Below are 21,844 nucleotides of genomic sequence, written 5' to 3' on the forward strand. Positions count from 1 at the left end.
GCACCGCGGCGGCCGGTACGGCACCCGCCGCGATACCCGCCCAGCGCCGCTCCCGGCTGCTCGCCGACGTCTCCCCGCTGCGCGAGCACCCCGACTTCCGGCGCCTGTGGTTCGGCAACGCCGTGTCCTACATAGGCCAGCAGATGACCGCCATGGCCGTGGCGCTCCAGGTGTACGCGATCACCGGCTCCAGCTTCTATGTCGGCCTGGTCGGCCTGTGCTCCCTGGTGCCGCTGATCGTCTTCGGCCTCTACGGCGGCGCCGTCGCCGACGCGGTCGACCGGCGCCGGCTGGGCCTCGTCACCGCCAGCGGCGCCACCGTGCTGTCGGCGGCGCTCGCCGTGGTCGCGATTCTCCACGTCCACCGGGTGTGGCCGCTCTACACGATCGTCGCCCTCCAGGCGGTGTGCTTCGCGATGAACTCGCCCGCCCGCTCGTCCATGATCCCCCGCCTGCTGCCGCCCGAGCGGCTGCCCGCGGCCAACGCGCTCGCCTCCCTGTCCAGCGGCGTCGGGCAGATGGCCGGGCCGATGCTCGGCGGCGTCTTCGTCGGCTTCTGGGGCTACCAGGCCGCCTACCTGATCGACGTCGCCGCCTTCACCGCCTCCCTGTACGCGATGTGGCGGCTGCCCGCGATGCTCCCCGGGGAGCCCGGCGCCGACCCGGCCGCGGCACGGCGCCGGCCGTCCGTCGTCGAAGGGCTGCGCTACCTCGGTGCGCGCCCCAACCTGCGGACGACCTTCATCTCCGACCTCGCCGCCATGGTGCTCGCGCAGCCCCGGGTGCTGTTCCCCGCCGTCGCGGGCCTGTGGTTCGGCGGCGACACCCGCACCGTCGGGCTGCTGGCCGCCGCGCCCGCGGTCGGGGCGCTGGTCGGCAGTGTCTTCTCCGGCTGGCTCGGCCGGGTGAACCGCCAGGGCTTCGCGGTGCTCGTCGCCGTGGGCTCCTGGGGCGCGGCCGTCGCCGTCTTCGGGCTGACCCGCAGCCTGCCGCTCGGCCTGTTCTTCCTCGCCCTCGCGGGCTGTGCGGACACCGTCTCCATGGTCTTCCGCAACACGATGCTCCAGTCCGCCGCGCCCGATGACATGCGCGGCCGCCTCCAGGGCGTCTTCCTGGTCGTCGTGGTCGGCGGGCCCCGCCTCGGCGACTTCCTCGCGGGCTCGGTGTCCGACCTGCTCACCCCGACCGCGGCCGTGGTCGGCGGCGGCCTCGCCTGCATCGTCGCGATCACCCTGATCGGCCTGTTCCAGCGCTCCTTCCGCCACTACGACGCCCGCGACCCGATCGCGTAGGCCGTGTCCGGCAACTGGCGTCGTCCCGCCCGACGGGCGGGGGACGGCGGAACCTGGTGCTCCCGCACGCCCCACGGCGTGTGAGGCTCCCCCAGAGCGCCGGGCGGGATCGGTCGGACATGACCTGGCACCGGCGACGGGGCGGTCAGGGCAGGGGGAGGGCGGTGAGGGCCGCGGCTTCGCGGTCCAGCGCCGGGTCGAGAGTGAGGGCCGCGCGGGCGAGGGCGGCGAGGTCGGCGGGGAAGCGGCCGGTGGGGCGGCCCGGGAGGCCGGTGCGGGCGTAGGCGCGGGTGAGCAGGGCGTGGGCGGTGGCCGGGTCGCCGCGGTGCAGCGCCTTGACCGCGGCGACGCCGTTGGCCAGGGCGCTGGCCGCGGGCCGCCAGGGGTGGCGGACGGCTGGGGCGCGGGGCGCGGCACCGGGCGCCGCGGTGATCTCCAGGTCGAGCCGCCAGAACGGCGGCAGCCCCTCGAAGGCGACGAAGAGCAGCCGGTGGCCGGGGTCGCCGGCACGGTCGGGGTCGCCGCGTACCGACAGCACCGGTCGCACCTCGGCGAGCACCTCGCCGGCCCGGTCCACGCAGCCGCCGAACCGCTCGTCCGGCACCGTCCACCGCGCGTCGATGTCGCTGTACGGGTCGGCCGTGCCCGTGGCGAGCGACCCGCGCAGGTCGGCCCGGCCGCCCGGGCAGGCCCGCGCCAGCACCTCCAGCACGTGGTGGGCCACCGCCGCGCGCACCACCGGGTCGAGCCCGGGCGCGGCACTCACGCGAGCGCGTCCACGTAGACCCACCGCCCGCCCTCGCGGACGAAGCGGCTGTTCTCCCGCTGCTCGCCGTCCCGCCCGTCCAGCCGGTAGCGGGCGCGGAACTCGACGGTGCCCTCGGTGTGGAAAGCGCTGCCCCCGGTGCTGCCGAGGATGTCCAGGCCGGTCCAGCGCACCGCCGGGTCGAGGTCGAGGTCCGGCGGCCGGGTGGCGGCGGCCCAGGTGCGCAGCAGGTACGCGGTGTCGCCCACGGCGAACGCGGCGTAGCGCGAGCGCATCAGCCGCTCCGCGGTGGGCGCGGGAGCACCTGCGTGCAGGGCGCCGCAGCACTCCCCGTAGCGGGCGGCCAGCCCGCAGGGGCAGGCGGCGGTGGCGGCGGGGGTGTCCCGGCCGGCGCGGGGCGCGGTCGGGCGGGCGGTACGGGCGGGGCGTCGCGGCATGCCCCGATTGTGCCGCAGGCGGCCGGGCGCGGATCACCCGGAAGGTCCGCGCCCGTACGGCCCATCAGGGGGTTTTGGCCGGCACACAGTGGACATGTGCAGGGCGTGGTCCGCTGTGTCCGCGGACCGTCCGTCGCCGGTCCACCCGGAAGGACAGCAACCGTGAGTACCGCGCAAGACCAGCAGGAACCGCCCGTCGACCCGTCCTCGCAGGTCGCGGTCGTCGTGGACAGCTGCGCACGACAGGACGCGGCGGCCGTGTTCGCCGCGCTCCAGGCCAGCTTCCCCTCCGACCGGGCCGCCGACGACGCACCCGAGGAGACCGAGGGCGAGCACCCCACGGTGTGGTCGGCCACGTTCGACGTGTCCCGCACCCTCGGCCTGGCCGACCCCGGCCGCCTCACCGCGCCCGTCACGCTGACCGCGCAGGGCGGCTATCTGGCCGTCGACCGGCTGCGGGAGGGCCTCGCCGAGGCGTTCGCCGTCCGCGTCGTCGGCACCGCGGCCGGTGACCAGGAACAGGAGGCGAAGCTGCGGCTGGAGAACCGGTAGGACCGGTCGTCCGCGGCCCTCAGCGCGCGGCGGCGGCCGCCTCGGCGACCGTGGCGGCCGCGTCCTTGTCGAGCGAGGCGCGCACCAGCGACGCGGCGAGCACCGCCGGTTCGGCGCCGTCGGCGAGCCGCGTCAGCTGCTCGGGGGAGTCCGGCAGGCCGAGCAGCCGGGCGCCCTCGAGCGCCTTGGCGTCGAGATAGGGCGCGTACTCGGGCCAGACGGCCTGGGCCTCGCGCAGGAAGATGTCCGCGCCGGCGGGCCCCATCCCCGGGAACTCCCGCAGCTCGCGGCGCAGGGCGCCGACGTCGCCGTCCGCGCGGGCGCGCATGCCGCGCAGGTCGCCGCCGTACTCCGCGCTCGCCAGCTCCGCGCCGTCGCCCAGCTGGGTGGCGGTCCGCTCGTCATAGCGGCGGTAGCCGCCGCGGCCGAGCGCGTCCACCCGCTGCTGCCAGGTGGCCCGCGCCATCGCGCGCGGGCTGCGCATCCCGGCGGCGGACAGCTCCTTGGCCGCCGCGACGGCGACCCCCGCGCGGATACGGGCGCTGAGCAGGCTCGCCAGGACGAGCAGGCGGTAGAGCGGCTGCGGGGTGTCGGTCAGGCGGATACCCGCCTCGTCGGCGTAGGTGCGGCCGTAGGCGCGAAGCAGGGCGCGTGCCGTGTCGCGCCGGGTGGTGCGGGCCATGGCGGCTCACCTCTCGTCCGGTGCTCGGTCGGTTGCTCCGGTCGTATCTCGACCTCGGGTACCCGCTCGGCGCGGCCGCAACCGGGGAGGCGGGGCCCGGGCCCCGGCACCTCAGCCCGCCTGCCCGCCGTGGACCGCGCGGACGGCGGCCACGGTGTCCGCCTGGTCCGCCGTCTTGTCCGGGCGGTAGCGCAGCACCCGGGCGAAGCGCAGCGTCAGGCCCGCCGGGTAGCGCGGGGAGGTCTGCACCCCGTCGTAGGCGACCTCCACCACCAGCTCGGGCCGCACCGTGACCAGGTGGCCGTCGTCGGAGACCGCGCGGGCCAGCAACTGCTCGGTCTGCCAGGTCAGCAGCGCGTCGGTCAGGCCCTTGAAGGTCTTGCCGAGCATCACGAACGAACCGTCCTCGGCCCGCGCCCCCAGGTGCAGGTTCGACAGCATGCCGGTCCGGCGGCCGTGGCCCCACTCCACCGCGAGGACCACCAGGTCCAGGGTGTGCACCGGCTTGACCTTCAGCCATGTCGCGCCGCGCCGCCCCGCCGCGTACGGGCTGCCCGCGCCCTTGACGACGACGCCCTCGTGGCCGCGCTCCAAGGTCGCGGCGAAGAACTCCTCGGCGGCGCGCACCTGCTCCTCGTCGCCGGGGTCCGCGACGGTCAGGCGCCGCACCCGGTACGCGGCCGGCACCAGCGCGGCCAGCGCCGCGTGCCGCTCCCCGTACGGCAGGTCGAGCAGGTCCCGGCCGTCGACGAAGAGCACGTCGAAGAAGACCGGGTGCACCGGCAGCGCCGCCGCGGCCGTCGCCACGTCCACCCGCGAGCCGACCCGGCCCGCGGTCTCCTGGAACGGGCGGGGCCGCCCGTCGGCCGCCAGTGCCAGCACCTCGCCGTCGAGCACGAACCGCTCCGCGGGCAGCGCCGACGCCGCCGCCACCACCTCCGGCAGCCGCGCCGTGACGTCGTCCAGGGTGCGGGTGAAGACCCGTACCCGGCCGCCGTCCCGGTGCACCTGGACCCTGATCCCGTCGAGCTTCTCCTCCACCGCACACGGCCCCAGCCGCGTCAGCGCCTCCGCCACGCCCTTCGCCGAGCCGGCCAGCATCGGCAGCAGCGGCCGCCCCACCGTCAGCGCGAACGTCGCCAGCGCCTGCGGGCCGCGGTCCAGCAGCGCCTGCGCCACCGGCTCCAGCGCACCCGCGAGCATCACCGCCCGCCGCACCTGCGGCGATTCCGCGCCCGTCGCCACCGCCAGCCCCTCGACCGCCGCCGCGTCGAGCGCGCCCTGCCGCACCTCACCGGTGAGCAGCCCGAGCAGATACTCCTGCTCCGGCGCCGTCGCCAGCCCGAACAGGTCCTGGAGCAGCGCCCGGCGCCCGGCCTGCGCGCCCTGGCCCGACACCTCCCCGACGGCCGTCAGCGCCGCGTCCACCGCCCGCACCGTCAGCGTCGGCTCCGCCGCCGGGGCGGCCCGGCCCCGCAGCGCCGCCCAGCCGATGCCGAGGCGGCCCTGCGGCAGGCGGCCGGCCAGGTAGGCGATCGCGATCGGCGCGTCCTGCGGGCTCGCCGCCCGGAAGAACTCCGCGAGCAGTTCCGTCTTGCGGGTGCGCGCGGAGGTCCGCGCGACCTCCCGGGAGACCCGGGCGACCTCGGAGAACAGCATGCGACCATCCTGCGCCGCCCCGGACCGCCCTGCCTCGCCCATGCAATCGAATGTTCGTACGAATATCGGTTACGCTGCTGGTATGCACCATCAGCAGGCGTCCCTGTTCGGCATCGGCGAACCCGGTCTCGGGGACCTCGCCGCCGTCCGCCGGACCCCGCTGGGCTCCGGCGCCTGGATCGACACCCTCCCCGGCTGGCTCACCGGCGCCGACGACCTCTTCGAACGGCTCGCCGCCGAGGTGCCCTGGCGGGCCGAGCGCCGTGTCATGTACGACGACGTCGTGGCGGTGCCCCGCCTCCTCGCGCACTACGGTGCCGGGCAGGAGCTGCCCGACCCCCTCCTGGACCGGGCGCGGGACGCCCTCGACGCCCACTACGCCGACGAACTCGGCGAGCCCTTCGCCACCGCCGGGCTCTGCTACTACCGCGACGGGCGGGACAGTGTCGCCTGGCACGGCGACCGCACCGGGCGCGGCAGCCGCCACGACACGCTCGTCGCGATCCTCTCCCTCGGCGAGCCCCGCCCGCTCCTCCTCCGTCCCCGCGGTGGCGGTCCCGCGCAGCTGCGGTGCCCGCTCGGGCACGGCGACCTCATCGTCATGGGCGGGTCCTGCCAGCGCACCTGGGACCACGCGGTGCCCAAGACCCGCGGGGTCGTGGGCGGACGCATCAGCGTGCAGTTCCGGCCTTCCGGGGTTCGCTGAACCCCCCGGGGGTGGGGTGTGCTGCGGTTTCCGGGACCTTGCGGTCCGTGGTGGCTGGTCGCGCAGTTCCCCGCGCCCCTGGAATGCGCTCGGGCCCTCCCGGGGTGCCGGTCCCCGGGGGGTGGGGTGTGCTGTGGTTTTCGGGACCTTGCGGTCCGTGGTGGCTGGTCGCGCAGTTCCCCGCGCCCCTGGAATGCGCTCGGGCCCTCCGCGGATCGTGGTTCCTGCGATCGGTCGGCATAAAGACCCTCAGGCGCGCCACAATCCGCGGAATACCCGCACATACCCAGGGGCGCGGGGAACTGCGCGACCAGCCACGGCGGACCGCAAGGTCCCGCAAGCCACAGGACCCACCCTTCGGTGGGGCGGGCGCCGCGGGGGAACCCGCGCTGTCGTTTTGGGTGAGAGCGTAAGGGTAGGCGGTGGTTTGGTGAAGGGTCCTCGACGGGATGAGAGCGGGCTGATGAGCGACCGGCAGGTCGGAGCGAACGGGTTCGGGTGGGGGGACGACGTGTATCGGCAGGAGGAGGACGACGGGCTGTTGGAGCCGGAGGACACGTTGGAGGACCGGGGCGTGGCGGACGTACTGGACGAGGGGTACTCCCCGCCCGAGAAACCGCTGGCGGTGGAGGAGAGCGGGACGACGGGGGAGGAGCAGCGGGAGGGGGAGTCGCTGGACCAGCGCCTCGCGCGGGAACGGCCGGACCGGGAGGCGCCGGAGGGCGACGGTCTGGGGGACGCGCCGGACACGGACGGGGAACTGGTGGACCCGGAGGCGGGCGAGGCGCGCTCGGGGCGGCTGGTCGGCCCCGACGAGGGCGCGCACACCCGGCGGGACGGCGAGATCGGCGCGGACGTGGGGATCGACGGGGGCGCCGCGTCCGCGGAGGAGGCGGCGGTGCACCTGGTGGCGGACGAGGACCTGCCCGACGAGGAGGACGGCGGCGGCCGGTGAGCGGGCGCCCCCGCCCCGGCGGCTCAAGGTGAGGAGCGGGGACGGCCGGGCCGTTGCACCGTAGGAGGTAGGGGTCCGTGAGCGCAGGAGAAGGAGCCGGTGGCGATGAGTGGAGCGGGCGAGCGGGAGAAGGCGGCCGGCGGCGGCCGCGGCAGGTGGGGTCTGAGGCGCCGGCATCAGGAGGACGGCGCGGGGAAGAAGGGTCAGCACGTGCCGACCGGACTGGCGGCGAGCCTGGTGACGTCGGGAGGGATGCTGTTGGCGACGGTGGAGGACCTGCGGATGCGGGACGTGGACGCCCCGGAGGAGCTGCGTCCGCTGGCCGACATGTTCGCGCGGCACTGCGCGGCCAAGGAGGCCACGGTCCGCAAGGTGCTGGAGCGACACGGCGAGAGCGCCCGGGTGGTGGCGCGGGACCGGCAGGAGGGCGATCTGATCCAGGGCATCCTGGACCGGGCGCTGACCGGGCGGCACCCGGAGGACACCCGCCGCCTGACGATCGACGGCGCCCTCACCCAGATGTACCAGTACCTCTTCCACGAGCGGCGCGACCTGGTGCCGGCCCTGGAGCGGGCGGTGCCGGACGACGAGAGCGAGACGCTGTCGGCGGCGTTCGAGGCGATCAACCACGACTGACACCGGGCGGCACAGCCGGCCCGGCCCGGCGGGCAGGGCAGGGCCCCTGCCCAAGGTCATCTTTTCGGGGGCGCATACTGTCGGCACCGGCACAGGTGTCCGAAAGGGGGTGGGAGGACATGGGGGAGTCCGCGGACGCCTTTTCGCACCCCGCCTGCTTCTACCGGGACGACGCCGAGTACCTCGAGAGCACCCTCGCCTTCGTACGGGACGGCCTGGCCGCGGGCGAGCCCGTCGCCGTCGCGGTGCCCGGGGAACGGCTGGCCCGGCTGCACAACGCGCTCGGTCCGCTCGCCGACGGCGTGCACTTCACCGACATGGCCAGCGCGGGCCGCAACCCCGGCCGGATCATCCCCGGTGTGCTCGCCGCCTTCGCCGACGCGCAGCCCTCCGGCCCGGTCCGGATCGTGGCCGAACCCGTCTGGCCCGGCCGCACCCCGCTGGAGTACCCGGCCTGCGTGCAGCACGAGGCCCTGGTCAACGCCGCGTTCGACGGGCGCCGCGCGACCATCCTGTGCCTGTACGACGCGGCCCGGCTCGCCCCGCAGGCCCTGGGCGACGCCTGCGTCACCCACCCGGTGCTGATCGAGGGCGGCCGCCGCCGGCCCAGCGCGCACTACGCGCCCGAGATGGCCGCCGCCTCCTACAACGTGCCGCTGGCCGAGCCCCGGTTCGCCGCGTCCTTCCGGTTCGACGACGACGGGCTGCGCGCGGCACGGCAGTTCGCGGTCCGCGCGGCCGACGCGCTCGGGCTGACCGGCCGGCGGCTGGACGACCTGGCGCTGGCCGTCGCCGAGCTGACCACCAACAGCGTGCGGCACGGCGGCGGTTCGGGCGTGGTGCGGATCTGGGCGGAGGACGGCCACATCGCCTGCGAGGTGCGTGACGGCGGGCGGCTCGCCGACCCCCTCGCCGGCAGCCGCCTGCCCCCGCCCGGCCGCCCCGGCGGCCGCGGCCTGCTCATGGTCCACCAACTGGCCGACCTGGTCCGCACCCACACCGGCGCGGCCGGCACCGCGATCCGCTGCTACCTCACCCTCCCCCCGCCCGCGACCGCGTAAAACCGGTTGCCGCGCCCTGGCGCGGGCCGCGACGCTGAACCGATGGACCGGACCTTCGACGCGCTGGTGGCCGAGGCCGACGCCGTGTCCGTGGCCGGCTGGGACTTCTCCTGGCTGGACGGGCGGGCGAGCGAGCAGCGGCCCTCGTGGGGCTATCAACGGCTGATGGCCGAGCGGCTGGGCCGGGTCTCGGCCGCGCTGGACCTCCAGACCGGGGGCGGCGAGGTGCTGGCCGGCGCCCCGGTCCTCCCGCCCGTGATGGCCGCCACCGAGTCCTGGCCGCCGAACGTCGCGAAGGCCACCGCCCTGCTCCACCCGCGCGGCGCGGTCGTGGTCGCCGACACCGACGAACCGCCGCTGCCCTTCGCGGACGCGGCGTTCGACCTGGTCACCAGCCGCCACCCGGTCACCGTGTGGTGGCAGGAGATCGCCCGCGTGCTGCGCCCCGGTGGCACCTACCTCTCCCAGCAGGTCGGTCCCGCCAGCGCCGCCGAGGTCTACGAGTACTTCCTCGGGCCGCAGCCGTCCGGCGCCGGGGACGCGCGCGACCCCGGGACGGCCCGGGCGGCGGCCGAGGCCGCCGGCCTGGAGGTGCTGGACCTGCGCCTGGAACGGCTGCGGATGGAGTTCCACGACATCGGCGCGGTGGTCTACTTCCTGCGCAAGGTGATCTGGATGGTGCCCGACTTCACCGTGGACCGCTACCGCGACCGCCTGCGCGACCTCCACCGCCTCATCACCACGCAGGGCCCCTTCGTCGCCCACTCCACCCGCTTCCTCATCGAGGCCCGCAAACCGCAGCCGCAGCCGTAGCCGCACCCGCGGCCCGGCCCCCGGGCGGGCGGCTGCTCAGCGCTCGGGCGTCCACCGGTGGAGCCCGGCGTGGCCTGCGAGGTCGCCGAAGTAGCGGTGCCGCGACCAGACGGCGTGGTCCCCGATCACGACGAGCCGGCGGCGGGCGCGGGTGACGGCGACGTTCAGCAGGTTGGGGTTTTTGGCGGCCCAGTCGCGGGAACCGACCTGGCCGGTCCCGGTGCCGAGCACCAGGACCACGATGTCCGCCTCCTTGCCCTGCGTGGTGTGCACCGTCCCGTACCGCTTGCGGGACAGGCGGCCGTCCGCCACCCGGTCGATGCCGGCCACCACGTCGCGGAAGGGGCTGATGACGAAGAGCGACTCGTCGAACCGCCGCCGCAGTTCCCCCGCCGGATCGCCGTCCGCGGGCGCTGCGCCCACCGTGTCCGCCATGCGGTCCCCGACGAGGCCGAGGAACCACTCCAGCACGCTGCCCTCCTCGGGGTTCCACTTCTCCTCGCCCGGCAGGGAGGGCACGTCCAGCCAGATGCTGCGCTGCACCAGGGGGAAGTCGTCCTGGTCGCGGGAGACGCCGTAGACCATCATCCCGTCGTACGCGATCGCGTTGCTGACCTCGAACATCAGCCGGTCGCAGCGGCGGTGCACGCGCAGCGGGGAGCCGAGCCAGACCTGCTCGCCGTCCCGGTCGGCCAGCCAGGTGCCGTACGGGTTGAGCCGGTCGGCGAGGGTCTGGACCGAGGCCGCGGACGGGGCCCACCGGCGGTCCACCGAGAAGCGGGACGCGAGCCGCCGCTGCCCGGTCCACGGCAGGGTGACGACCGGTTCGAGCTGCATCGGGTCGCCGACGACCACCGCGCGGCGCGAGCGCCACAGGGCGCCGACCACCTCCTGCGGCGCGGCCTGGCCCGCCTCGTCGACCAGCAGCCAGCCCAGCGCCTCGCCACCCAGCCGGTCGAACATCCGCCCCATCGACGCGAAGGTCGTCGAGATCACCGGCACCACCAGGAAGAGCATCTGCCACGCGGCGAGCACCACCTTCGCCGGCAGCTCCGACGGCGCCTGGCCGCCCACCACGTCCATGGCCGCCTGGAGGTTCTTGCGCAGGCGGTCGGGGGCGTTGGCCAGCAGCGCCCGGTGCAGATCCAGGGCCGCGAGGAAGAGCGCGGAGCGCGCGGCGGCGAACTCCGGGTCCATCCACGGCGCGGACAGCTCCCGCGCCTCCATCGCCTCCCGGTCGCCGGGGTCGGCCCGCCACTCCGCACCCGGAACGGCGGCGCCCCAGCGCCGGCGCGCGTCGGCCAGCCGCCGCTCCTCGTCCTCCCGTGCGCGCCGCCTGCGCTCCGCCTGGTCCCCGGCCTCGGCGAGCGCCGCGGTCTGCCGCTCGCGGGCCTGGTCGCAGACGGCGAGCCGCGACTCCGCCCGCCGGACGGCGGCCACCGCCTCGTCCAACCTGCCCCGTGCGGCCCGCACTTCGACCTGCCTGGTCTCCCTGGCCGACTCCAGCGCGGTGAACCGGGCGTCGGCGGCGGCCAGCTGCGCCTCGAGCAGGGTGCGCTCGGCCCGCCAGCGCCGCAGGGTCTCCGGCGAGAAGAACCGCCGGACGACGCCGGGCTTGCGCGCGTCATGGCGGTGCAGCAGCGCCTCCGCGGCACTGACCTGCTGCTCACCGGAGGCCGCGGCGGCATCGGCTTCGTCGAGGAGGAGCCGTGCGGCCGACAGCGCCTCCTGGCGCCCGGCGTACTCCGTACGGCGCTCGTCGAGCGCGGACTCGCCGCGACGCCGCTCCTGCTGGAGGAGGGACAGCGCGTCCTGGGCGTCGGACTCCCGCGTCAGGAGGGCGGCCAGGAGCGCGTCCGGCCCCGCCAGCCGGGCGGCGAGGTCGGCGATCTCCTGCCGCTGCGCGGCCAGTTCGTGTACCTTCCGCCGGGCCGCGATGAAGCGCCGTACGGCATCGCTCCACGTCTCCCGCCCCAGCGGCCGGTGCTCGCCGTCGGCGGTGACCGCGGCGGCCGTCCTCCCGGGAGTGCCGCGATCACCCCTCTGCATCTGCATCTGCAACATCTTCTGGAGCCCGAGGGGCCCGAGGGGGCCGGGAGCAGCGGGAGCCGGGGAAGCGGGGGAAGCCGGTGAAGTCGGGGAAGCCGCCGTGCCCGCCGGTTCGCGCCGCCGGCCGGGGACCTGCGGCGGGTTCCCCCACCAGAACCGCCGCACGAAGTCGGAGCGGTTGCTGCGCCGGCCCAGCCGGGCGGCGATCGCGCCCCAGGCCGGCTCGCCGAGCGCGATACCGGCCGGGCCCGAGAGGTAGTCCGCGTCGGCCGCCCACTGCGCACCGATCGCCCGCGCGCCGGGGACCTCCAACGTGACGTTCTCCACCGCCCCGTTGTTGGACGAGGCGATCACCATCTCGAAACCGGTGAGCGCGGGCACCAGCGGATGGATGCCGCGCGGGTGGATCTTGCCCGCGTTGTCCTCGCTGCGCCAGGTGAACGGCTGGCGGGAGAAGGCGAGTTCGGGACTGCTCAGCTCCGCCAGCCGCTCGGCGCGCCGGACCACGACCGCGGCGATCAAGTCGCGCAGCATGGTGGTCTTGCCGGTGCCCGGCGGGCCGTTCACCGCGTAGACCCCGGTGCCGCCGTCGGCTCCGAGCGTCTCCATGACGCGGTTGACCGCGAACTGCTGGCTCAGAACGAGGGGTTTGTCGCTGTCGGCCGGCCATCGTCCCAGCGGCATGCGCGAGGGGCGGACCTGGTCCAGTACGGTCTCCGGCGCGCGGCGCACGTCGTGGCGGTCCGCCGCGTCCAGGTCCGCGTCGGCGCTGAGGTAGGACAGCAGCGCGTCGCCGGCCCGCCCCTCCTCGACGGCCTCGGCGACCCGTTGCAGGTCGTCGGCGTAGAAGCTGTTGAGGAGGGTGTCGCCCCCCGTCTCGCCGGCCTGCCGCGCCGGGATCGCGCGGCTCCTGATCCGGATCGCGTCGGGCCGCAGCGCCGCGCCCACGCCCAGCTGATCCACCACCCAGCGGGTGACGGCCACCAGGTCGTGCACGTCGAGTACCTTCGTGCCCAGCTCGACCGGCGGTTCCTGCTGCCGCGTGCCGTTCCGCCCGCCCGCTGCCCCGGCACCGCGGGGCCGCCGCGTGCCGGCGGGACCGCCGTCGCCCGCCTCCAGGCCGCCGAGGCTGCGGGCCGCCGCGTCGATCAGCTCGCCGCCGGCCTGCTCGATCAGCTCGGTCGCGAGTCCCCCCACCGGTCCGAGGTGCGCGCCGGCTGCCGCTGCCGCGACGCCCAGCCCGTTCCGCGCCGCGGTGACCGCGAGCCGGGAGAAGAGGCCCGCGACCGGTCCGAGCCCCGAGGGCGGCCCGTCGGGGTCGGCCGACGTCCGCCGCTCGACGGCCACCTTCCCGTCGCCGAGATCCAGCAGACGCTGGAGCAACCCCTTGCCGTACTCGTCGAATCCGGCCAGCCAGGCGTCGTCGTGCGGGCCCGGGTCCAGGGTCCGGCCCACGGCCCAGGCACAGGCGGACAGGGTGGCGCTGTCCTTGACCAGCAGGCCGTCCTGGTTGACGGTGAAGCACAGCACGGCGCTGTCACCGCTGATCCGGCCGTCGAGGTCCAGCTCGGCGTCCGGCGCCCGGAACGCCTCCAGCAGGACGTCGCGCACCTTCTCCACCGCGAACGTCCCGGCGTACACGGTGTGCTGCCACACGAAGTTGTCGCGGACCGGGGCAGGGCCGGTCCGGGAACCGGGCTCCCAGGGGAGCGGCCGGTCCGGGCGCACGGGGAAGACGTTGTTGCGCGGGTCCACCCGGTCGACCGTCGGCGGGCTGAAGTACTCCACCGCCCGCCAGTAGCGGAGGATCTGCGCCTGCCGCCGCCGTTCCGCCCTCGATCGCCTGACGGTTCCCACCAGCCCCCCCTGACCGTAGATGTCCGGGCACGTTAGCAGAGCGTGGCGGGGGCGGGAGCGGGGAGTGATCGGGGAGTGAGAGGGCCGCCGCCCCGGGTGGGGGCGGCGGCCGGGGGGTGGTGCGGCCTTACGGGTAGCTGGTGACGGTGGAGGGGACGGTGGAGGTGCCGGAGGTGGGGGAGCCGGTGTCGTTGATGACGTGGGCGTACTGGCCCATGCCGCCGAGGGAGATCACCAGCAGGTCGTGGAACTTCACGCCGGGGGTGTTCGGCGCCTCGAAGCCGTGGTCCTGCACGATCGTCGGGTCCGCGGTGAAGTTGCAGTAGCTGCCCAGCCCCCAGCCCTCGTGGCTGGTGACGTTGTTGTCGACCTTGTAGGCGGCGTAGCCGCGGGTGCTGCCGTTCTGGATGGCGGCCTGGTTCGGCGGGTCGTAGGCGATCTCGTTCTGGAAGAAGATCGTCCGGCCGTTCTGGCCGGCCCACTCGACGTCGTACTTCTCGAAGTGCTCCACGAACAGGCCGGTCGCCAGCACGTTGTTGCCGTTGACCTTCAGGCCCTCGTCCGCGGGGTTGGTGGTCCACCCCACGCCCGCGCCGTGGTCGGCGCGCCACAGCCAGGTGTGGTCGATCACCACGTCGTTGCTGTTGATCTCGAAGGCGGTGGTCGCCTGGCCCGGGCCGGCGCCGCCGATCCGCGCGAAGACGTCCTGGATGGTGGTCGGGTTGCCCGCGTGGCTCGCCGAGGAGCCGGGCGCGCCGACCTGGAGCAGCTGCGGCGACTTGCCGGTGCCCGCGTCGATCAGGAAGCCGGCCAGCTTCACACCGTCCACGTCGGCGACCTTCATCGCGTCCACCCCGTTGTCCGGGATGAGCGTGGCGTAACCCAGGCCGAGCACCACGGTGTTGGCGCGGTTCACGCTGATCGGCTCGTCGAGGTGGTAGATGCCCGGGGTGAGCACCAGGTTCAGGCCCTGCGCGAGCGCGGCGTTGATGGTCTCCGCGGACACGCCGGGCTTCGCGACGTAGAACTGGGTCAGCGGGATCGAGGTGCCCGGCGTGTTCGGCCAGTCCACGCCGCTGGCGTTGGTGCGCAGGTTCGGCACGAACACCTGGTAGTTGCCGCTGCCGTCGAGGTACATGTACGGCTTGTCACGGGACTCGGGGGTGGTGCTCAGCGTGGTGTAGACCGGGTTCGGGAAGCCCTGGGCGGGCGCTCCCTGGACCCCGGAGAAGACCATGTTCCACACGCCGTTGGTCCAGCCGCCGATCGAGCTGTCCCGGGTGTACCACTGCTGCTGCGAGTACGGCCCGACCGTGCCGTCGATCTTGCTGTCGGCGATGTAGCCGCCGCTGGCCCAACCGTAGCCGTTCGGCGCGAGGTTGAGGCCGCCCTCGACGTGGATGCGGCGGAAGGGCGCGGCCTGCGCGACGGCCCACCGGTCGGTGCCGCTGACCGGCTTGATCGCCATGTTCTCCACGCTGCGCCAGAAGTTCTGCGTCGCGTTGCCGTTGAACCAGCCGGCGTCCACGGTCATGTCGCCGTTGATCTGGACGTCGTCCGGGTTCTTGCCCAGGCCGGAGACGGAGGTGTAGAAGCCGATCTGGTCGTTGATGTTGTTGTAGGTGCCGGGCTTGAAGAACACCTGGTAGCGGGCGTCGCCGAACTGGTTGCTCTCCTGCTGGGCGAAGATCGCGTCCAACTGGCTCTGGATGTCGGGCGTCGAGGGGTCGAAGACCTTCACGTTCGGCCCGAGGTCGCCGCCGCCCTGGATCGGGCCGGTGCCGCCGGTGGAGCCGCCCGAGGTGCCGTAGACCTGGAACTCCCAGAGCGAGTAGCCGTACTGGGTGGCCCGCGCGGTCCCGTACATCCGGACATAGCGCCCGGAACCGTTTACGGAGACCGTCTGCGTGCCGCCGGTGCCGCTCGTGGTGGAGTACGCGTCGGTCCAGGTGGTGCCGTCCGACGACAGCTGGATCTTGAAGCCGGTCGCGTACGCGGTCTCCCAGTTGAGAGTGACCGAGCTGACCGTCGCGGTGGCGCCGAGGTCCACCTCCAGCCACTGCGGGTCGGAGAAGGCGCTGGACCAGCGGGTGGTGGTGCTGCCGTCGACCGCCGCGGAGGCGGGGGTGCCGCCGTTCTCGGTGGACGAGGCGGTCGCCGTCTTGCCCTGCGAGAGCAGGGTGTCGGCCGCGTGGGCGGCCCGGGCCGGCACGAACAGCAGCAGGGAGGCGAACAGCGCGGTGATCACCGCGGCCACGACGGTACGCCGGCTGTGCCGGTCCGTGGCGGCCGCGGGTCTGAGCGCGGCGGTGGTGGGGGGTGGAAGCATGGCGGCTCTCCTGGTTCCAGGGGTGGGGGTGCAAGTCCGGACTGCTGTGCCGGACTTGAGGTGCCGAACTGCGGTGCCGAGCTGAAGGTGCTGGGCCAAAGGTGCCGAACTACGGGCGAGCGCCCCCCGGTTGACCGGTGAGAGCGCTCTCCCAACGCACACCGGAATGTTTCTCCCTGTGTTTCACCCATGTCAAGAGTTGTGCGCGCAGCCGCTGCCGGATCGTGCCCGGCGGCCGGTTGGCGGCCGGTTGGCGGGCGCCGACCCGCCGCCGGGCACGCCGCGCGTTCGCCTCGTGAAGGCAACGCGGCCGACCGGTCCGGCAGTTGCTTCAAGGCCCGACAGGCGGGCGGGCATGGCGAAGGGCCGCCCCGGCGACCGGGACGACCCTTCGTGTGACGCGGTGCCGCGCGGTGGCCCGTCAGGCCGCCGTGCGGGAGGAGGCGCGGTGCCGGCGGGCGTAGTACAGCGCGCCGCCGCCGACCACCAGGACGCCCGCGGTGATGCCGAGCGGCAGCGCCGGGGAGGAGCCGCCGGTCTCGGCGAGCTGCGCCGTCGGGGCGTTGCCGCCGGAGCTCGACGAGCCGCCCGCGCTGCCGGACTTTCCGCCGCTGCCGGACGTGCCGGACTTGCCGGGCGCGGTGGGCTTGGTGGCGCTGATCGGCTTGACCGACTTCACCGAGCCGTTGGTGTTCAGCAGCACCTGCTTGTTGTTCGGGTGCTTGAAGTCGAACGCGTTGGTCAGGGTGTTCGCGCGCGCGTCGAAGGACCCGTCACCGACCCGGCCGGTCTTCCAGTTGTCCTCGATGAACTTCGTGATCGAGGCCTGCTCGGTCTGGGTGTGGTCGACCGAGTTCACCTTGCTGTAGGGCGAGATGACCAGCAGCGGCTGCCGGGTGCCCGGGCCGCAGCGGTCCGCGTAGCCCTTCGCGGCGGCCGGCGCGGCCTGGCAGGCGGGGCTGTCGGCGGCCTTGCCGTTCGAGCCGACCGTGGTGTCCTTGGAGCCGTTGCTCGGCGCGACGTACGCGTGGTCGTACCAGCCGTCGGAGTCGTCGTAGGCGACCACGATCGCGGTGTCCTTCCAGTCCGCGGAGGACTGGATCGCGTTGATCTCCTTGATCAGGAAGTTCTGCTCGTCGGTCGGGTCCGAGTAGGCCGCGTGGCCGTCCTGGTACTCGGCCGCCTTGAGGAAGCTGACGGCGGGCAGGTTGCCGGCCTTCAGCGCCGAGTCGAAGTCGGTCAGGTCGTAGTTGTGGTTCGCCTGGCCGTTGTGGCCGATCTCGGCGGTGTTCTTCGGCGCCAGGTGGTGCGGGTTCGACGTCGACTTGTAGTACTGGAACGGCGAGTGGTGCGCGCTGTAGTCGACGGAGGAGGCGCCGGCCACGTTGGTGTGGGTGTCGCCCAGGCAGCTGGCGTAGTCGCCCTGCTTGCCGTCCCACGCGGTGGACGGGCGGAACCCGCCCTGGAACCAGCCCCACGTGACGTTCTTGGCGTTGAGCAGGTCGCCGACGTTCTTGCCGGTCATCGAGGCGAGCGCGTTGGTGCTGGTGTGGCTGTTGTCCGAGCAGTCGTCGTAGGCCGGGTCGGGGTCGTTGGCGACCGTGCCGACACCCTTGGCGTTCGGGGAGACCACGGTGTACGAGTCGGGCGTGGCGGTCTGCTTCGGGTTCTCGGTGCCGGAGGCCGGGTCGACCGAGACCACGCCGTGGGTCTGGCCCGAGACCAGGTTGAGCGCGCCGGGCGTGGACGGGCCGTAGTTGGAGCTGTAGGAGTTGTCGCCGAGCGAGTAGTGCTGGGCGTAGTTCCACAGGCCGGTGACGGTGTTGCCGTCGTAGTAGTCCATCACCAGGCCGGGCTGGTAGTACAGGCCGCCCGAGCACTTGCCGCTGTCGGTGTTCTGGACGTACTGGTCGGCCTTGCCGCCGTTCGCGGCGTACTGCTCCGGGCCGTAGCTGTGGTTCTGGTCGCAGGTGACGGCCTCGTCCGGGCTGAGCCGCTGCGGGGTGTACTGGTTCGGGTTCGACTTCACCAGGCCGGCGTGCGCGGCGGTGTCGATGTTCTTCGGCGTGTTCTTCGCCGCGGTGAACGTGGTGCCGTCGGTGTTCGCGGCCTTCGGGTAGGTCGCGAAGTAGTGGTCGAACGACACGTTCTCGTCGAAGAGCACCACCAGGTGCTTGATCGGCGTGGTGGTGCTGGTGCTGCCCTTGCCGCCGCCGTGGTCCGCGTTGTCGGCGTAGGCGGGCGCGGTGCCCCCCAGCAGTACGAGCGCCGCCGCCCCGGCGAACGCCCCCCAGCGCGCGGTGCGCCGCCGGGAACCCCCTCTTGACCTGCTCGTACCGCCTGTGGTGCTCATGCTGTGTCAGCCTCCGCTGTGTGGTGCTCGACGCGTGCCGGTTGTCGGTTCGCGCGCGGTGTCGAACGCGATCGTCGGGGTGAGCCGCGACATGACAACGGCCCGGTGGTGGCCCCCGGGTGAACAGAAGGGGGCGGTTCGGTGTGGGTGGCCTGGGTGGGAACTGTGTGCGCAGGTCAGGCGAACAGGGCGCGGCCGAGCCAGTCGCTGCGGTCCTTGACACCGGGCAGGGCGAAGAAGTAACCGCCGCCGAACGGGGTGATGTAGTCCACCAGCGGCTCGCCGGCCAGCCGCTTCTGCACGGTGGCGAACTGCCGCTCCAGGTCCTGCTGGTAGCAGACGAAGACCAGCCCCATGTCGAGGTTGCCGTCGCTGTCCATGCCCCGGTCGTAGTTGTAGCCGCGGCGCAGCAGGCGGGAGTCGTCGGTCTTCGCGGTGCGCGGGTTGGCCACCCGTATGTGGCTGTCCAGCGGGATCACGTCGCCCATCGGGTCCAGCGCGTAGTTCGGCGTGTCGGACTCGGCGTTCCCGTCCAGCGGCGCGCCGGTGTCGCGGGCCCGGCCGAACATCCGCTCCTGCTCGGTGATCGAGACCCGGTCCCAGAACTCGACGAGCATCCGGATCAGCCGCACCACCTGGTACGAGCCGCCGGTGGTCCACGCGGGCTCGCCGTTGCCGCCGGTCCACAGCAGCTTCTTCGCCACCGCCGGGTCGCTGATGTCCGGGTTGGCGGTGCCGTCCTTGAAGCCGAGGTGGTTGCGCGGGGTGCCGCTGGGCCGGGGCGGGCTGGTGAAGCCGTCCATCCGCCAGCGCACCTGCATGCCGCCGCGGGTGTGCCGGGCGATGTCGCGCAGCGCGTGCAGCACCGTGTCCTGGTGCGGCGCGCTGAGCTGGAGGCTCAGGTCGCCGTGGCACCAGTCCGGCTGAAGGTCGTCGTCCTCGAACGCGGGCATCTCGGTCAGCCGCAGCGGCTTGCGGTCCGCCAGCCCGAACCGGCCGTCGAAGAGCGACGCGCCGACCCCGGTGGTGACCCTCAGCCCGTCGCCGGGCACCCGCGGGCCCAGTGTCCCGCTGTCCGACGGCGAGTCGGTGATGCCCAGCGCCGCCGGGGTGCCCCCGCCGGTCAGGAACCGGGCCCGCTCGGTGACGGTGTGCAGCAGCTCCACCAGTTCCCGCCGGTCGGCCGCGGTGACGTCGAACGACAGGAACACACTGGCCGGCTGGACGTCCTGGGTGATGCCCGCCTGGTGCGCGCCGTGGAACGGCGCCGCCTGCTTGGCGCTCGCCGACGGCGTCGCGGCCGCCGCGCTCGACCCGGTCAGCGCGGCGGCGCCGCCCGCGACCGCGCCGACCGCCCCGACGCCGACCGCCGCGCCGCGCAGGAAACCGCGCCGGCGCAGTTCGCCGCCGCCGGCCGGGCAGCCCGTGTCGGTCGTCATACCGTCCTCCGTACGTCGAAGATCGCCGCCACCGGGGCGAGTTGTTCCAGCAGGTCGCCGAAGTCGGCGTTCACCTGCTCGCGCTGGGCGCGGGTGAGCTCGGCCAGCGGGGTCCAGTTCCCGCCGTGCTCAAGGGACTTCAGGTAGTTCTGGGCGCGGTCCAGCGACGCGTCGAGCTGCTTCAGGCCGGTGTCGCGGGCGGCCAGCAGCGGGCGGAGCTTCGCCAGGATCGCCCGGGTGCCGTCGATGTTCGCCGACGCGGTGGCCAGGTTGGTGCCGCTGCCGTAGTCGGTGCGGGCGGTCAGTTCGAACTGCTCGGCGTTCTCGATGATCTCGTGCGCGCGCAGCCCCATGTTCGCCGGGTCCATCTGCTGCGTGCTCCACTGCGCCTTCAGCGCCCGTACCGCCTTGTCCAGCGTGTCCGCCTGGCCGCGCAGGGACTTCGCGGACGCACCGTGCCACAGGCCGTACTCGATCCGGTGGAAACCGGTGAAGTCCGGGTCGGCGGACGGGTCCTGGCCGATCGGCGCGGTGCCGTTGATGACGCCGTCGGCGTCGCCGAACGTGTCGTACGCGGCGCCCATCCGCTCGTACACCAGGTGGCCGGTGAGCCAGTCGCGGCGGGCCGCGGCCAGGTCGCCGCGGTCGATGTCGGACTTCAGCACCCCGGTGTCGGTGGCGAGTTCGGCCATCCGCGCCTTGATCCACTTCTGGTAGGCCAGGGTCGGCGGGATCAGGTCGTGCACGGTGACCGGCAGCGAGGACGGCCCCTGCGGGACGGTGCCGGGGACGGTCACGGTGGGGCCGGTGACCGCGTCGGTGTCCTCCTGCTGGCACTCGAAGGCGTACCGGCCGCTGCCGAGGTCCACGACCATCGAGCGGGTCGCGCCCGGAGCCAGCCCCTCGATCTCCGCGAACAGCTTCCCGGTCTTGGGGTCCTTGAGGTAGACCTCGGTGGCGCTGCCCGCGGTGTTGTGCAGGTCGAACGCCTGGGTGCCGGCGTGCGGCTGCTGCGCGGCGCCCCAGCCCCTGCCGCAGGTGCTCGGCGACACCTCGACGGCGGTGTGCTCCAGGCCGTCGGCGGAGGCGGCGGCCTTGGTGCCGGCGGTGCGGTGGCCGCCGCCGGTGGCCAGCACCCCGGCGGTGACCGCGGCGGCGACGGCGACGGCGGTGGCCGCCACGGTCCAGCCGCGCGCGCGGCGCCTGCGGGGCGCGCCGGTGGCGGCGGCGGTGGCGGGGGTGTCGGGGGAGGGGGCCGCGGAGGCCGTGAGGTCGGTGTCCGCGCCGGTGTCCGTGTCGGCGGTGCCGGTCGTGCCGGTCGTGTCGGCCGTGGCGGCGGTGGTGTCGGCCGGGGCCGGCTTCCCGTCGGGGGCGGCCGGTTCGTCGCCGGGTGTCCGCTCCACCTCGGCCGCCTCCTCGGCGGGCGGCACTACGCCGTCGGGCGGCGCGGCGGTCTTCTCGCCGGCCGCCGGTGCGGGTTCGGGCGCGGGTTCGGCGGGCACACCGGACCTCCGGGAATCGGTGCAGCAGGATGTGACGCCGACATGCTAAACACGCGGCAGCACGCCCTCCCACCTGCACAAAGGCCAGGAACCCACAATTCGCCCGCAGTTCACCCGCGCGTCATGCTTAGGGTGCCCTCACCAAACTTTGCGGCGGCGGCGCCGGCGCTGGTGCCGGCGCTCGTGCCATGGCTCGTGCCGGACCTCGCGCCGGTCCGCCGCCACTCGGCCCGGGGTGGGCCGGTGGTGGTGTCACTTGCAGTACGGCACCGCGGACAGGTTCTGCACGTAGCGCGCGGCCACGTAGCCGGGGCGGCCGTTGCCGAGCAGGTACCAGAGCTTGTTGCCGTCGACGTTCTGGCCCACGACCTTGCAGTGCAGCCAGATCACGGTGCCGGGCTGGAGGGTGCCCAGCGAGCGGGAGTTCGACGTGGCCTTCTCACGGATCGTCAGGGGCAGGCGCGACACGACCCGGCCCTGCGGCTCGGCGGTGGCCTGCGTCTGCTGCCCGGCCGACGCCGGAGCGGCGGCGCTCGCGGCGCTCGTGGCGCCGGCGGCGCTGTCCGCGGGTACGGCGGGCCGGGGCGCCGCGGCGTACGCGGACGGCGCGGCGAGCAGGCCGGAACCGGCGATCAGCAGACCGGCGATGCCGGTCGTGACGCGGTGCCGGGCATGCGCTGAGTACATTGCGGCCTTCTTTCTCACAGTGCGGCGTTCCCTTGTGCTCCTCCTTGATCGCATGCCGGAGCGCCGAAC

17 protein-coding genes are annotated in these 21,844 nt (G+C 74.2%); 7 read left to right on the top strand and 10 right to left on the bottom strand.

The annotated features are described in order from the left end of the window. Nucleotides 1-32: 32 nt before the first annotated feature. Nucleotides 33-1,292, top strand: coding sequence for an MFS transporter (locus AC3ERT_RS00340; RefSeq protein ID WP_435128254.1), 1,260 nt, complete (start codon nt 33-35; stop codon nt 1,290-1,292). A gap of 145 nt (nt 1,293-1,437) precedes the next feature. Here AC3ERT_RS00340 and AC3ERT_RS00345 read toward each other — a convergent pair whose 3' ends face one another. Together AC3ERT_RS00345 and AC3ERT_RS00350 are read right to left on the bottom strand one after the other, a co-directional pair. Beyond that, the gene (locus AC3ERT_RS00345) at nt 1,438-2,058 is read right to left on the bottom strand and encodes a nucleotidyltransferase family protein (RefSeq protein ID WP_435127995.1); all 621 of its coding nucleotides are present in this window, start codon (nt 2,056-2,058) and stop codon (nt 1,438-1,440) included. Further along, complete coding sequence (locus AC3ERT_RS00350) at nt 2,055-2,495, bottom strand: YchJ family protein (protein ID WP_435127993.1); 441 nt, start codon at nt 2,493-2,495, stop codon at nt 2,055-2,057. The genes AC3ERT_RS00345 and AC3ERT_RS00350 overlap by 4 nt, the downstream gene beginning before the upstream one ends. A gap of 162 nt (nt 2,496-2,657) precedes the next feature. Between AC3ERT_RS00350 and AC3ERT_RS00355 the strand changes: the two genes are divergently transcribed. Further along, nucleotides 2,658-3,047, top strand: coding sequence for a hypothetical protein (locus AC3ERT_RS00355; protein WP_335976241.1), 390 nt, complete (start codon nt 2,658-2,660; stop codon nt 3,045-3,047). 19 nt (nt 3,048-3,066) lie between these two features. Here AC3ERT_RS00355 and AC3ERT_RS00360 read toward each other — a convergent pair whose 3' ends face one another. Then, a complete protein-coding gene (locus AC3ERT_RS00360; protein ID WP_435127991.1) occupies nt 3,067-3,729 on the bottom strand; it encodes an endonuclease in 663 nt (220 codons plus the stop codon). 111 nt (nt 3,730-3,840) lie between these two features. Then, nucleotides 3,841-5,388, bottom strand: coding sequence for an ATP-dependent DNA ligase (locus AC3ERT_RS00365; protein ID WP_435127989.1), 1,548 nt, complete (start codon nt 5,386-5,388; stop codon nt 3,841-3,843). Between the two features lie 82 nt (nt 5,389-5,470). Between AC3ERT_RS00365 and AC3ERT_RS00370 the strand changes: the two genes are divergently transcribed. The 5 genes from AC3ERT_RS00370 to AC3ERT_RS00390 all read left to right on the top strand — a co-directional run bounded on the left by AC3ERT_RS00370 (nt 5,471) and on the right by AC3ERT_RS00390 (nt 9,559). Then, a complete protein-coding gene (locus AC3ERT_RS00370) occupies nt 5,471-6,094 on the top strand; it encodes an alpha-ketoglutarate-dependent dioxygenase AlkB (protein ID WP_335976245.1) in 624 nt (207 codons plus the stop codon). Nucleotides 6,095-6,557: 463 nt separating this feature from the next. Next, a complete protein-coding gene (locus AC3ERT_RS00375) occupies nt 6,558-7,049 on the top strand; it encodes a DUF5709 domain-containing protein (RefSeq protein ID WP_435172079.1) in 492 nt (163 codons plus the stop codon). A 105-nt stretch (nt 7,050-7,154) separates the two neighbouring features. Continuing rightward, nucleotides 7,155-7,685 (top strand): hypothetical protein, encoded by a 531-nt coding sequence (locus tag AC3ERT_RS00380; protein ID WP_335980925.1) that lies wholly within the window; start codon nt 7,155-7,157, stop codon nt 7,683-7,685. A gap of 119 nt (nt 7,686-7,804) precedes the next feature. Further along, nucleotides 7,805-8,746, top strand: coding sequence for an anti-sigma factor RsbA family regulatory protein (locus AC3ERT_RS00385; RefSeq protein ID WP_335980923.1), 942 nt, complete (start codon nt 7,805-7,807; stop codon nt 8,744-8,746). A 42-nt stretch (nt 8,747-8,788) separates the two neighbouring features. Further along, entirely contained in the window at nt 8,789-9,559 is a 771-nt protein-coding gene (locus tag AC3ERT_RS00390) for a class I SAM-dependent methyltransferase (RefSeq protein WP_435172080.1), read from the top strand. Nucleotides 9,560-9,595: 36 nt separating this feature from the next. Here AC3ERT_RS00390 and AC3ERT_RS00395 read toward each other — a convergent pair whose 3' ends face one another. From AC3ERT_RS00395 to AC3ERT_RS00420, 6 genes are all read right to left on the bottom strand, one after another. After that, nucleotides 9,596-13,465 carry a DEAD/DEAH box helicase gene (locus AC3ERT_RS00395; protein ID WP_435172081.1) on the bottom strand — a complete coding sequence of 1,290 codons (3,870 nt, stop codon included), beginning with the start codon at nt 13,463-13,465 and terminating at the stop codon, nt 9,596-9,598. A gap of 127 nt (nt 13,466-13,592) precedes the next feature. Beyond that, nucleotides 13,593-15,794: a discoidin domain-containing protein gene (locus AC3ERT_RS00400; protein WP_435172083.1), complete on the bottom strand. Its 2,202-nt coding sequence runs from the start codon at nt 15,792-15,794 to the stop codon at nt 13,593-13,595. A gap of 421 nt (nt 15,795-16,215) precedes the next feature. Next, complete coding sequence (locus tag AC3ERT_RS00405; RefSeq protein ID WP_435172085.1) at nt 16,216-18,147, bottom strand: alkaline phosphatase family protein; 1,932 nt, start codon at nt 18,145-18,147, stop codon at nt 16,216-16,218. Nucleotides 18,148-18,323: 176 nt separating this feature from the next. Next, entirely contained in the window at nt 18,324-19,586 is a 1,263-nt protein-coding gene (gene efeB / locus AC3ERT_RS00410) for an iron uptake transporter deferrochelatase/peroxidase subunit (RefSeq protein ID WP_435172087.1), read from the bottom strand. Next, nucleotides 19,583-21,088, bottom strand: a complete 1,506-nt coding sequence (locus AC3ERT_RS00415; RefSeq protein ID WP_435172089.1) for an EfeM/EfeO family lipoprotein — start codon at nt 21,086-21,088, stop codon at nt 19,583-19,585. Before AC3ERT_RS00415 ends, efeB begins: the two co-directional genes overlap by 4 nt. Before the next feature lie 252 nt (nt 21,089-21,340). After that, the gene (locus tag AC3ERT_RS00420; protein WP_435172091.1) at nt 21,341-21,775 is read right to left on the bottom strand and encodes an SH3 domain-containing protein; all 435 of its coding nucleotides are present in this window, start codon (nt 21,773-21,775) and stop codon (nt 21,341-21,343) included. Between the last annotated feature and the right edge of the window lie 69 nt (nt 21,776-21,844).

Source organism: Actinacidiphila sp. bgisy145 (assembly GCF_057708125.1).

Excerpts from the sequence above, each read along its gene's own strand:
- AC3ERT_RS00405 (WP_435172085.1), bottom strand. The coding sequence starts at position 18,147 with ATGAGCACCACAGGCGGTACGAGCAGGTCAAGAGGGGGTTCCCGGCGG.
- AC3ERT_RS00390 (WP_435172080.1), top strand. The coding sequence starts at position 8,789 with ATGGACCGGACCTTCGACGCGCTGGTGGCCGAGGCCGACGCCGTGTCC.
- AC3ERT_RS00370 (WP_335976245.1), top strand. The coding sequence starts at position 5,471 with ATGCACCATCAGCAGGCGTCCCTGTTCGGCATCGGCGAACCCGGTCTC.
- AC3ERT_RS00360 (WP_435127991.1), bottom strand. The coding sequence starts at position 3,729 with ATGGCCCGCACCACCCGGCGCGACACGGCACGCGCCCTGCTTCGCGCC.
- AC3ERT_RS00375 (WP_435172079.1), top strand. The coding sequence starts at position 6,558 with ATGAGCGACCGGCAGGTCGGAGCGAACGGGTTCGGGTGGGGGGACGAC.
- AC3ERT_RS00400 (WP_435172083.1), bottom strand. The coding sequence starts at position 15,794 with ATGCTTCCACCCCCCACCACCGCCGCGCTCAGACCCGCGGCCGCCACG.
- AC3ERT_RS00420 (WP_435172091.1), bottom strand. The coding sequence starts at position 21,775 with ATGTACTCAGCGCATGCCCGGCACCGCGTCACGACCGGCATCGCCGGT.
- AC3ERT_RS00365 (WP_435127989.1), bottom strand. The coding sequence starts at position 5,388 with ATGCTGTTCTCCGAGGTCGCCCGGGTCTCCCGGGAGGTCGCGCGGACC.
- AC3ERT_RS00380 (WP_335980925.1), top strand. The coding sequence starts at position 7,155 with ATGAGTGGAGCGGGCGAGCGGGAGAAGGCGGCCGGCGGCGGCCGCGGC.
- AC3ERT_RS00350 (WP_435127993.1), bottom strand. The coding sequence starts at position 2,495 with ATGCCGCGACGCCCCGCCCGTACCGCCCGCCCGACCGCGCCCCGCGCC.
- AC3ERT_RS00385 (WP_335980923.1), top strand. The coding sequence starts at position 7,805 with ATGGGGGAGTCCGCGGACGCCTTTTCGCACCCCGCCTGCTTCTACCGG.
- efeB (WP_435172087.1), bottom strand. The coding sequence starts at position 19,586 with ATGACGACCGACACGGGCTGCCCGGCCGGCGGCGGCGAACTGCGCCGG.